At 39.7% G+C, this 11859-nt stretch carries 10 protein-coding genes; 2 read left to right on the forward strand and 8 right to left on the reverse strand.

All coding sequences use genetic code 11. From position 1 onward, the window contains the following. A partial coding sequence (gene recB / locus KH943_RS06150) for an exodeoxyribonuclease V subunit beta (RefSeq protein ID WP_304108987.1) occupies window positions 1-2825 on the forward strand: 2825 nt, incomplete at its 5' end. Between the two features lie 89 nt (window positions 2826-2914). After that, a complete protein-coding gene (locus KH943_RS06155; RefSeq protein WP_304108988.1) occupies window positions 2915-3673 on the forward strand; it encodes a glycosyltransferase family 2 protein in 759 nt (252 codons plus the stop codon). 61 nt (window positions 3674-3734) lie between these two features. On the opposite strand, the gene KH943_RS06160 is transcribed toward KH943_RS06155, so the two are convergent. From KH943_RS06160 to KH943_RS06195, 8 genes are all read right to left on the reverse strand, one after another. After that, on the reverse strand, window positions 3735-5126 hold the full coding sequence (locus KH943_RS06160; RefSeq protein ID WP_304108991.1) for a DASS family sodium-coupled anion symporter: 1392 nt from the start codon (window positions 5124-5126) through the stop codon (window positions 3735-3737). 205 nt (window positions 5127-5331) lie between these two features. Further along, on the reverse strand, window positions 5332-6306 hold the full coding sequence (gene secF, locus KH943_RS06165) for a protein translocase subunit SecF (RefSeq protein WP_304108994.1): 975 nt from the start codon (window positions 6304-6306) through the stop codon (window positions 5332-5334). Between the two features lie 10 nt (window positions 6307-6316). Next, window positions 6317-8164 (reverse strand): protein translocase subunit SecD, encoded by a 1848-nt coding sequence (gene secD / locus KH943_RS06170; RefSeq protein WP_304108997.1) that lies wholly within the window; start codon window positions 8162-8164, stop codon window positions 6317-6319. Between the two features lie 73 nt (window positions 8165-8237). After that, window positions 8238-8537: a preprotein translocase subunit YajC gene (gene yajC, locus KH943_RS06175; protein WP_005706203.1), complete on the reverse strand. Its 300-nt coding sequence runs from the start codon at window positions 8535-8537 to the stop codon at window positions 8238-8240. A 262-nt stretch (window positions 8538-8799) separates the two neighbouring features. Next, complete coding sequence (gene deoD / locus KH943_RS06180; RefSeq protein WP_304109001.1) at window positions 8800-9516, reverse strand: purine-nucleoside phosphorylase; 717 nt, start codon at window positions 9514-9516, stop codon at window positions 8800-8802. A 126-nt stretch (window positions 9517-9642) separates the two neighbouring features. Further along, complete coding sequence (locus tag KH943_RS06185; RefSeq protein WP_304109004.1) at window positions 9643-10905, reverse strand: NupC/NupG family nucleoside CNT transporter; 1263 nt, start codon at window positions 10903-10905, stop codon at window positions 9643-9645. 309 nt (window positions 10906-11214) lie between these two features. Next, the gene (ribH, locus tag KH943_RS06190) at window positions 11215-11676 is read right to left on the reverse strand and encodes a 6,7-dimethyl-8-ribityllumazine synthase (protein WP_119222586.1); all 462 of its coding nucleotides are present in this window, start codon (window positions 11674-11676) and stop codon (window positions 11215-11217) included. Then, the coding region (locus KH943_RS06195; RefSeq protein WP_304109008.1) for a hypothetical protein at window positions 11677-11859 on the reverse strand (183 nt) is incomplete at its 5' end.

The raw sequence follows: 11859 nt of genomic DNA on the forward strand, positions 1-11859 counted from the left end.
TGCGTTATCTGGAAAATTGGTTGAAATCAGTGGATACTTGGGCAGAAAGTGAAGCTATTTATTTCCCCGCAGAGCATTTTTCACGCTTTTGCCAAAAAAGCCTTATTGAAAAAGCCGAAGAAGGAGCAGAACCGCTTACATCGATACATTTCGCAACTAATCAAGCATTTTTGACCGCTTATCAAAGCCAGTTTGAAGCAAAACAGAAATCGGTCTTGCTTTATCAATTCTTAATGCGTTTGCGGGAAAAATTGGCTGATTATAAAGCCACACATCCTGAAAAAAGTTTTGATGACTTGCTGATTATGCTCAATCAGGCGTTGAAAAACACACGCGGAAAACAGCTCGCAAGCCAAATTCGTCAACAATATCCGTTTGCGATGATTGACGAATTTCAAGACACAGACCAAACCCAATACGAAATCTTTAGCCAAATTTATATGGCAGAAGAGGCTCAAAATCAGGGCTTTATTATGATCGGCGACCCCAAACAGTCGATCTATAAATTCCGTGGAGCGGATATTTTTACCTATTTGAAGGCCTCGGAGCAAGCGGATGAAAAACGTACCTTAGATAAAAACTGGCGTTCTTTGCCGAAGGTTGTTGAAGCAGTAAATCAGATTTTTACCTTCCCAGAAAATAGTGGAAACCATCCGTTTTTATATCAAGGCATTCCATTTCAAGCGGTAAAAGCCAAAACGCCAGAGGCAGAATTAATCGGTAGTGAAAATGTAGTTTGCTATTTGCAGCCTGAATTTAAAGAAAATGAAGCGGCTGAGCATTGTGCCGATCAAATTCAAAAGCAATTGATGGCAATGCAAGCGGGCGAAATTTATCTACAAAATGTCAAAAGTGGGGAGAAAAGTAGCTTTGAGGCGAAGGATATTGCGATTTTGGTGCGAAGCAATAATCAAGCCAAATTGATGAAACGTGCTTTAGCTAAACGAGGTTTGAAATCCGTTTTTCTCTCTGAGCGTAGCCGTGTTTATGAGAGTGAGGTCGCGTCAGAATTAGTATGGGTATTAAAAGCCTGCCTAAATCCGTATCAACAGAAAACCTTGCTCTGTGCTTTGGGTTCGAGCTTGTGGGGCTTAACTGCACAAGAGATTTATCAGCTTAAAAATGATGAGCAGCAATGGGAAAACTATGTTGATAAATTTGTTCATTATCAACAGATTTGGCAATCACAAGGCGTGTTGCCGATGTTACATCAACTCTTCTTGCAAGAAGGTGTAATAGAACGTTTAAAAGCTCGAGCGAATGCAGATCGTTTATTAACCGACCTATTCCACCTTGCGGAAATTTTACAATCGGCAATGCAAGAGGTGGAAAATGAGAGTGCCTTAGTGCGTTGGTATGAGCAGACGCTAAATGATGTCGAGAATGGTGACGATACCCATACTTTACGTTTAGAAAGCGAAGAAGCATTGATTAAAATCGTGACTATTCACGGCTCAAAAGGATTGCAATATCCTGTCGTTTGGCTGCCGTTTATTGGTAAAAACAGTACTAGCGTAAAAGCATCTGCTCTCTCTATTTACCACGATGAGAATGCTCAAAAGCAGTGGGATTTTGGCGGAAGAGAGGAAACCATCCAACAGCTCAAGAACCAAGCAGAATATGCGGAAGATCTACGTTTGCTTTATGTTGCCTTAACCCGTGCCGAATCGCAGCTGAACTTGATTTTGCCAGCTCAATTTGGCAAAGGTTGGAATAGTATTCACTATTTGCTTAGCAATGGCGAAATCGGTTTAACAGGTACTGAAACCAGCAGTAGCACAGAAACCTATTTTGCAGAGAAAAGATTAAATTGCACGTTACAAACGCTTGCAGAAAGTGCCGAAGAACGTTTTTGGTCAACTGGGCAAGAAACAGAAGCATTACTGCAAGTACGTGAATTTAACCACACGATTCCGACAAATCAAGGGCAGATCACGAGTTTTAGTGCATTAAGCAACTATAACGATTGGGCGTTAGAAAGCCACAACAAGGTTCAAATAGATTACTTCACCGAAATCAACGATTTTGCACAAGATTACGATAATCAGACCGCTTACAGCGAGCCATTAGTTGAGGTAGGCATAGAACAAGCGGGCGATTTTGTGGAAGAAACTGCAAATAGTTTAAACGCTTACCAGTTCCCGCATAGCACCAAAGTAGGGAACATTTTGCACCGTTTTATGGAGCATTGCGACTTCCAACAAGCAGTTAAAATTGAAGATATTTTGCCAATTTGCGAACAGCTCAATTTAGGTGAAGAGTGGCAAGCACCCGTGCAACACTGGATAGAACAAGTCCGCACCACACCATTTACGGAGAATTTAGCATTAAGCGATCTTACCAATGAATATCGCTTAAATGAATGGCAATTCTTCTTACGCCTAAAAAATGAAGAGGGCTTACGCAAACTCAATCAGCTATTACAAGAACAGAGTGAATTAGCTCGTCAATTACCACCATTGCGATTACCGCAACTTTCAGGCTATGTGCGCGGTTTTATAGACTGTATTGCCAAAGCGAATGGCAAATTTTATGTAATTGATTATAAATCGAACTTCTTAGGCTATTTACCGCAAGATTACCGCCAAACATGCCTTGAGAAAACAATAGGACAATATCGCTACGATTTACAATACTTGCTTTACACCCTCGCGGTACATCGTTATCTACGTGCTCGCCTAGGTGAGAGTTACGACTACGACCGAGATTTTGGCGGCGTTGCTTATTTATTCTTGCGCGGAATGAACGGCGAACCGAACAGCGGTGTGTATTTCGATAAACCAAGCAAAGTATTGATTGACGGAATGGATTTGTTATTTAGTTAATGATATTCGTCATCTATCTTTTTGATGAGATTTAAAGTCATATCACGTAAAATAACGATTATTTTACGTTTAAAATAGGAATAAAAAAGATGCCAACATTAAGTGTTGCAATGATTGTGAAAAATGAAGCTCAAGATTTAGGTGCTTGTCTTGAAACTATCAGAGGTTGGGTAGATGAGATTGTTATTTTAGATAGCGGAAGCACGGATAACACGCAGCAAATTGCAGAACAGTATGGAGCAAAGTTTTACTTAAATGCTGACTGGCAGGGATTCGGTAAACAACGTCAACTTGCTCAACAATATGTTACAAGTGATTATGTTTTATGGTTGGATGCGGATGAACGTGTAACACTAGAGCTAAAAGCAAGTATTTTACAAGCGGTCGAAAATAACGAAAGAAATGCAGTTTATCAGATTAGTCGCTTAAGCGAAGTATTTGGACGACAAATCCGCTATTCAGGCTGGTACCCTGATTATGTGGTGCGTTTATATGCGACTAATTTTGCTCAATATGGCGATGAATTGGTACATGAAAAAGTACATTATCCCAAAAACGCAAAGGTAAAAAAATTGAAAGGAGATTTGCTGCATTTTACCTATAAAGATATTCATCACTACTTGATTAAATCCGCAAGCTATGCAAAGGCATGGGCAGTTCAGCGAGCAAATGCAGGTAAAAAAGCATCTTTATTAGATGGTATAACTCATGCCCTAGGCTGTTTTATGAAAATGTATATGCTTAAAGCTGGTTTTTTAGATGGAAAACAGGGGCTTTTATTAGCCATTCTTTCTGCTCACTCCACCTTTGTAAAATATGCAGATTTATGGAATAGAACAAGAAAGTAATTTATAAATAAAAAGTTGGTAAGGATCTTTAATTGATTTTACCAACTTTTTTATTTATTGATTAGAACCAGAACAAATACCCAATTGTACCAATCACAAATACACAGATGATATTAAGCCAAAAGCCTGCTTTGACCATCTCGGTTTGTTTGATCATTCCCGTACCAAACACAATTGCATTTGGTGGGGTAGCAACTGGCAACATAAAGGCACAAGATGCCCCTAAGCCGATAATCAATGCTAAGCCGAAAGATTGGATATTCAAGGCTTCTGCAATTGAAATAAATATCGGTACAAGCAATGCTGCACTTGCGGTATTTGAAGTAAATTCGGTTAAGAAAATGATAAAGGTTGCGACAATTAAACCGATGATATAGTAATGCCCGCCTTCTATAAAAGCTACAATGCTATCAGCCATAATTTTGCTTGCACCTGTATGCCCTAAAATAGAGCTGAGGGTTAAACCACCTCCGAAGAGGAATAACACGCCCCATTCTGTGCCTTCTTGAATTTGTTTCCACGTCGCAAGGCGAGTAACACAAAGTGCAGCAGTCGCAATCAGTGCCAAGACAGTATCAAAACTGCCGATTTTTCCTTGTAAGCCTAAAATGCTAGAGAAAATCGGATTTAAATATGAACTAAGCACCCAGCCCAACGCTGTTAATACGAAAATCACAAGAGTTAAAATACGAGCACTGTTTAATTCAATTTTTTCAAAAGTTTGATTAAATGAAACATTAAATTTAGGACGGAATACTACATAAAGTACACCAATCATAAGCGGTAGCAAAATAATCATAATTGGTAAACCATATTGCATCCACTCAGCAAAGGTAATGTGAAGCTGTGTCGCTACAATCGCATTTGGCGGGCTTCCCACAAGAGTGCCCATTCCGCCAATACTTGCACTATATGCAATGCCAAGTAGCACGAAAACGTAAGTGTTGTGATCATGCTTTGGATCGAGTTTGCTTAAAATCCCCATTGCAAGCGGTAACATCATTGCAGCGGTTGCGGTATTGCTCATCCACATTGAAAGGAATGCGGTTACACCAAAGAGATACAACACTGCAATGGACAGTTTCCCTTTGGATAACGCCATAATTTTATTGGCGATCAAATGGTCTAATTTTTGAATATGAAGTGCGGTTGCCAGCGCAAAGCCGCCAAAGAATAAGAAAATGGTTGGATCAGCAAAAGCGGCTAATGCTTCTTTAGATTTTACCAAGCCAAGTAAAATACCCAATATTGGCACAAGTAGAGCCGTGACAGTTACGTGCAATGCTTCAGTGAGCCATAAAATGGCGATAAACACAAGCAATGCCAAACTTTTATTGGCTTCAGGTGTAAAAGGTAGTGTATTCAAAAGAATAAAAAAGATGACCACATCAGAAATAAAAATGAGATTATTGCGATGATTGGCTTTTTTAATTGAGTTGAGATCAGTATCCATAAAATCCTCCACAGCTAAATAGCTAAAAGATGGCTTTAATATACACAAATTGAGGGTAGAAAAAACAAAAATGTAATAAAAGTGTGATTAAGTTCACAATTTTTTTACATTGATGTCTTTTTAGCTAACTGGTAAGAAAATTTACTTATAAAAGACCGCTTGTTATTTTCAACAAGCGGTCTTTTTCTCTTTGAAAGTTACCAAACTAGTAATCAATAAAAGACTCAGTATTTGCCCCTTCTTTTTCAACCACTGGTTTGTTCATATGTTCGCGGTCTAAGCCTAGCTTTAATGCCACACCGATTGCGATGTAGATTGAAGAGTAAGTACCAAAACCGATACCGATTAACAAGGCTAGCGAGAAGCTGTGAATACTTGGGCCACCGAACCAGAAGAGGGCAGCTACCACAAAGAGTGTAGTTACAGACGTCATTAAGGTACGCGAGAGCGTTTGGCTTAATGAAATATCAATCACCTCTTGCGAGCTTACACGGCGGATTTTACTGAAGTTTTCCCGCACGCGGTCGAATACTACGATAGAGTCGTTAAGTGAATAGCCAACAACAGAGAGAATCGCAGCGACAAAAGTAAGATCGATCTCAATTTGAAGGAAAGAGAAAATTCCCAAGGTGACTAATACATCGTGGAACAAGGCTAAGATACCGCCGAATGCCATACGAATTTCAAAACGCGTTCCCACGTAAAGTAAAAGCATCCCAAGTGTTGCTAGTGTTGCATAGATTGCCCCTTGAGTAAGCTCTTCCCCTACGTTTGGCCCTACAAATTCTACGCTTTTAATTACCGCTTGAGGGTCAATATCCTTATGAACCATATTCATAATTTTACTGCCTAGATCTTTATCCCCAGCAGAGGCAGGCAAGCGGATCATAATATCTTTTTGGCTACCCGTGGTTTGCACTAACGCACTACTAAAGCCCTCTTTTTCTAAAGAGGTTCTTACTTTTTCCAAATCAGCAGGTTGTGAAAATGAGGTTTCAATCACAGTACCGCCCGTGAAATCTAAGCCCCAGTTAAAGCCTTTGGTTACGATGGAGAAAAGACAAAGTGCTGTTACAATGAGTGAGAAGCCAAAACCGATAAAGCGATAACGCATAAATGGAATGAGCTTATACGGAAGCTTGATTTCCGATACGTCTTTTTCTTTTTGAACTATTGCCATTTATATCACCTTAAATCCAAAGTTTTTTCACACGTTTATTACCACCATACACCCAGTTTACAAGCATACGCGTTCCAGTGATTGCGGTAAACATAGAGATCATTACGCCCAATGCCAAAGTAATCGCAAAGCCTTTTACAGGCCCTGTACCCACGGCATAAAGCACTAATGAGGTTAAAATAGTGGTTAAGTTTGAGTCGAAAATAGAGGTAAATGCGCCGTTATAGCCTTCGTGAATCGCTTGTTGTACTGAGCGACCGTTACGCAACTCTTCTTTGATACGTTCGTAAATCAATACATTCGCATCCACTGACATACCAACGGCAAGCACAATACCAGCAATACCTGGCATAGTTAAGGTTGCACCGATTAACGACATTAACCCCATTGTTAAAATCATATTCACGGTTAATGCTATAGAAGCAAACACACCGAACATTTTGTAGTATACCAGACAGAATATAATAGTAAGCACTAAGCCATACATACCTGCTTCTACACCTTTTTCAACGTTATCCGCACCAAGTGACGCACCCACTGTTCGTTCTTCTACAATAACGATTGGCGCAATCAATGCTCCTGAACGAAGCAATACTGCTAAGTTTTGAGCTTCAGCAGGTGAGTTAATCCCTGTGATTTGGAATTGGTTACCTAAACGGCTGTTGATGGTTGCAACATTAATTACTTCTTCGTGTTTTTCAAGGATCACTTTGCCATTTGCATCACGACGACCAGAATCTTTGAACTCGCTATAAAGTGTTGCCATTGGCTTACCGACTGCACTTTTCGTAATCTCTGCCATTTGGTTACCACCATCGCTGTCTAGCTTAATGCTAACTTGTGGTAAACCACGGTCATCTTTGCCAGAATTTGCATCTATAATATGCTCACCGCCTAAACTCGGTTTACGTTTAAGTACCATTGGGCGGCCATCTTGCATATATTTGAGTTCTGAATCTGCAGGCACAATCCCACGCGTTGCTGCTTCTGGATTTACAGTATCATTGACTAAACGGAACTCAAGTGTTGCAGTTGCACCAAGCAACTCTTTCGCTCGAGCGGTGTCTTGTACCCCTGGTAATTCAACTACGATACGATCGGCACCTTGACGCTGAATAGTCGGTTCAGAAACACCTAACTCTTCCACACGTTTACGTAAAATAGATAAGTTTTGCTCAATGGCCATATCTCGAGCAGAAGATAAACCCGTTGCAGAAAGTGCAAAAGTTACTTCTGTCGGTGAGTTGTAAGTGGCTTCTAGGGTAGTATGCGTACGTTTTACTAAGCGCACGGCTTTATCTGCATCAGCAGAGTCATTAAACTCGATCACAGTTGCAAAATTCTCGCCTTTTTTAACCGCTTTATAGCCAATTTTCTCTTTTCGGAAATCACTGCGTAAAGAGTCTTGTAAGCTTTCCTGCTGCTTTTGCATTGCGGTATTCATGTCTACTTCCATTAAGAAGCGAACCCCACCACGTAAGTCTAGACCACGTTTCATCGGGCTACCACCAATATCCGTTAGCCAAGTTGGTGTCGCGGGAGCAAGGTTTAAAGCCACTGAATATTTATCACCTAGCACTTCTGAGATTTTCTCTTTAGCAGGCAATTGTTGATCGTCTTTTTCCAGACGCACTAAGATCGAGCCATTTTCAAGCTGCGTTGCTTTTGGTGAGATATTCAACGATGCAAGGGCATTATTGACTTGAGCCAACGTTTCCGTTGTTGCCTCTTGCCCACGTGTCCCTGAAATTTGAACGGATGGATCTTCACCATATAAATTTGGAAGAGCATATAGGCCACCAATTAAGGTAATAATAATGACCATCAAGTTCTTCCATAATGGGAATCGATTTAACACACTAATTCTCCTAAAAGTAAAACGCTTGTTTTAAGCACGCTAATGCACCCAAAACAAGCGTTAGAAAATGAGATTAAGGTTTTAATGCTTTCATTGTACCTTTTGGTAAGGTCGCTACGACGAAGTTACGAGAGATCATCACTTCGTTGTTGTCGTTTAACGCGATCACGATGTTTTCGTCTTCAGCACTTACTTTGGTAATTTTACCGATTAAACCACCGCTTGTTAAGATTTCATCCCCTTTTGAAAGGCTTGAAAGCAAGTTGCGTTGTTCTTTTTGGCGTTTAGATTGTGGGCGGAAAACCATAAAATAGAAAATCACACCGAACACAGCGAGAATGATCAACATTTCTAAACCGCTACCTTGTTGCATAAAAGCTCCTTAAAATCAATGAGTTAAGTTAAAAATATCCTTTTCCGTATTCTGCCAAAATCAGCGGGGAAAAGTACATTATAAAATAGCATAAAATCGACTTTTTCACGAGTAGAAAATTTATGAGGAAAGAAAATAAGTTGGGAGAGTTGACAAAAAATAGGGGGTGAAAAGAGCGAATAAAGGAAATAATCTTTATCCATAATATAGCGGTCAAATTGTACAAAAAGATTGCAAAATTTGACCGGTTTTTATCAATCAATTATTGTTGGTCACCAATTAAAACAGATTCTAATGCGATTTCAATCATACCGTTAAAGGTTAATTGACGCTCTTCTGCACTGGTTACTTCGTGAGTGCGAATATGGTCTGACACTGTGCAGATTGCTAATGCTTTCGCACCATATTCCGCTGCCACAGCATAAATACCTGCTGTTTCCATTTCAACACCGACGATGCCATATTTTTCCATTACATCGAACATTTCAACATCTGGGGTATAGAATAAGTCAGCACTAAAGAAGTTACCCACTTTTACATCAATGTTTTTTGCTTTTGCTGCTTGGACTGCAGCCATTGTCATATCGAAATCCGCAATAGGTGCATAGTCGTTGTCTTTGAAACGAATACGGTTTACTTTTGAGTCTGTGCAAGCACCTAAACCGATTACTACATCATAAACGTGAATATCTGGACGGACTGCACCACAAGTTCCTACACGGATAAGTTTTTTCACACCATATTCTGTGATGAGCTCTTTTGCATAGATAGATGCAGAAGGAATACCCATACCGTGTCCCATTACAGAGATTTTACGACCTTTATATGTGCCAGTGTAGCCGAACATATTACGAACATCAGTGACTAATTTCGCATCTTCTAAGAACTTCTCTGCAATGTATTTTGCACGAAGTGGGTCACCTGGCATAATTACAACATCAGCAAAAGCACCTTCAGGAGCATTAATATGTGGAGTCATTTTTCTTTCCTCTTTATATATAAAAACATTCTCAAGTGAGAATTGATGAAAACTTAAGCAAACGTTTTCGGTTGCTATAAAGTATAACACCACGTTAACCGTGGTGTTATGTAGATTAAATTTTGATTATGCGATCGAACCGCCTAAACCGATAAATAAGCCTGCAATGGTTGCACTCATTAAGTTAGCCAGTGAGCCTGCAATAACTGCTTTGATACCAAGGCGTGCAATATCACCTCGACGGTTAGGTGCCATACCGCCTAAACCACCAATTAAGATTGCAATTGAACTAAAGTTTGCAAAACCACATAACGCGAACGTGATAATTGCTTTAGTTTTGTCTGTCAATTGAATAGCAGATTCTGGCGATAAGTATTTAGTAAACTCTAAATAACCTACGAATTCGTTGATTGCTAGTTTCGTACCAATCATTTGACCTGCAATGTGTGCTTCTTCCCATGGTACACCGATTACCCATGCAAGCGGTCGGAAAATATAGCCGAAAAGCATACCTAATGAAAGCTCTGGCATACCAATCCAACCCCCGATACCGCCTAAGATACCGTTTAATAATGCGATTAATGCAACGAATGCGATTAACATTGCACCAACGTTTAATGCAAGTTGCATACCTGCACCTGCACCCGCAGCAGCAGCATCAAGGATATTCGCAGGTTGTTCCATTTCAACCTTCGCCATATCATCATTAAATGATTCAGTTTGTGGCACTAAAATTTTTGCAAATAATAAACCTGCTGGTGCTGCCATAAATGATGCTGCAATTAAGTAAGTTAATGGTACACCCATACCCGCATAACCTGCCATTACAGAACCTGCAATAGACGCAAGACCACCTGCCATTACTGCAAATAACTCAGATTCAGTCATTTTGCTGATGTAAGGTTTTACGATCAAAGGTGCTTCAGTTTGACCTACGAAAATGTTAGCCGCTGCAGACATAGATTCTGCTTTTGAAGTGCCTAATAATTTTTGTAAGCCACCACCAATAATTTTGATGATCCATTGCATTACGCCAATGTAATAAAGAAGAGAGATTAATGCAGAGAAGAATACGATTGAAGGGAGAACACGAACTGCGAAAATAAAACCATCACCGCCCATTACTTCGAAAATTTTATCGCTTGCTAAGCCACCAAATACGAATTTGATACCTTCAAAGCCATAACCGATCACGTTATTTACGCCATCTGCCAACGCTTGTAATACATGGCGGCCTGCGGGAACGTAAAGAATTAATGCACCAAGCCCAACTTGTAAACCTAACGCACCTAATACAGTTCGATAATTAATTGCTTTTTTATTTGAAGAAAGTAAAAAGGCAATTAAAAGCAATACAACAATACCTAAAAGGCTGTTTAAAGCATCCATAAAAACCTCAGGAAAAACCTAAATTAAAGAATGAAATGTTAATCGTTTTTTGCCTAAAAAACGAAAGTAGAAAAAAGTTCCTTAACTATAACGATTTTTTAGGAAAAAATCTTCTAGTTTTTATCGAATTTGAAGATTATTAATAGAGTAATTGCACGAGTTGATTATTAATTATTCATAAAATTCTAAATTTTATTTCTAGTTAATTTTTACCTATAAACTAGCCATAGTTAGAAGATGCAAAAAAGCGGTCAAAAATGACCGCTTGTTTTACATCAGTAATAAATACTTAATATATTAGATATTGGATTAAAGTGCTCTTAACACATTTACCATTTCTACCGCACCTAAAGCACATTCCGCCCCTTTGTTGCCTGCTTTTGTGCCTGCACGCTCAATTGCTTGCTCAATGCTCTCGGTGGTTAATACGCCGAACATTACTGGCACACCAGTTTGTAATGCGACTGCACCAATGCCTTTTGCCGCTTCGTTACAAACGTAGTCGTAGTGAGTAGTTGAGCCACGGATTACTGTACCTAAACAGATCACAGCATCATATTTGCCGCTTTCTGCCATTTTTTTCGCCACCAGTGGAATTTCAAACGCACCAGGTACCCATACGGTATCGATGTCGTCTTCAGATGCACCGTGACGCACTAGTGCATCTACCGCACCGCTTAATAATTTGTCATTGATGAAATCGTTGAAACGAGCCGTTACGATACCGAATTTAATGCCCGTTGCCACTAAGTTGCCTGTAATTTTTGCCATTTAGAAGTTCCTTGTTGAAATAAAAATTAAACTATTTGTAGGATACGTGAATTGGAAAATCCACGCCTCACTTTGTAAAATATATCGGAAATTAACGTCCTTGAAGCGAAGCTCCATCTTTGACGGATGTACGTTCACATCGATAAACTCCGGCTCCACGGTGAGGTGCAGCAGCGTGAAGGG

The organism is Haemophilus parahaemolyticus (assembly GCF_018373095.1).
GTDB lineage: Bacteria > Pseudomonadota > Gammaproteobacteria > Enterobacterales > Pasteurellaceae > Haemophilus_A > Haemophilus_A parahaemolyticus_A.

Bases quoted from the DNA above. Each gene is read 5' to 3' on its own strand.
- KH943_RS06155 (WP_304108988.1), top strand. From the start codon at position 2,915: ATGCCAACATTAAGTGTTGCAATGATTGTGAAAAATGAAGCTCAAGAT.
- KH943_RS06160 (WP_304108991.1), bottom strand. From the start codon at position 5,126: ATGGATACTGATCTCAACTCAATTAAAAAAGCCAATCATCGCAATAAT.
- secF (WP_304108994.1), bottom strand. From the start codon at position 6,306: ATGGCAATAGTTCAAAAAGAAAAAGACGTATCGGAAATCAAGCTTCCG.
- yajC (WP_005706203.1), bottom strand. From the start codon at position 8,537: ATGCAACAAGGTAGCGGTTTAGAAATGTTGATCATTCTCGCTGTGTTC.
- deoD (WP_304109001.1), bottom strand. From the start codon at position 9,516: ATGACTCCACATATTAATGCTCCTGAAGGTGCTTTTGCTGATGTTGTA.
- KH943_RS06185 (WP_304109004.1), bottom strand. From the start codon at position 10,905: ATGGATGCTTTAAACAGCCTTTTAGGTATTGTTGTATTGCTTTTAATT.
- ribH (WP_119222586.1), bottom strand. From the start codon at position 11,676: ATGGCAAAAATTACAGGCAACTTAGTGGCAACGGGCATTAAATTCGGT.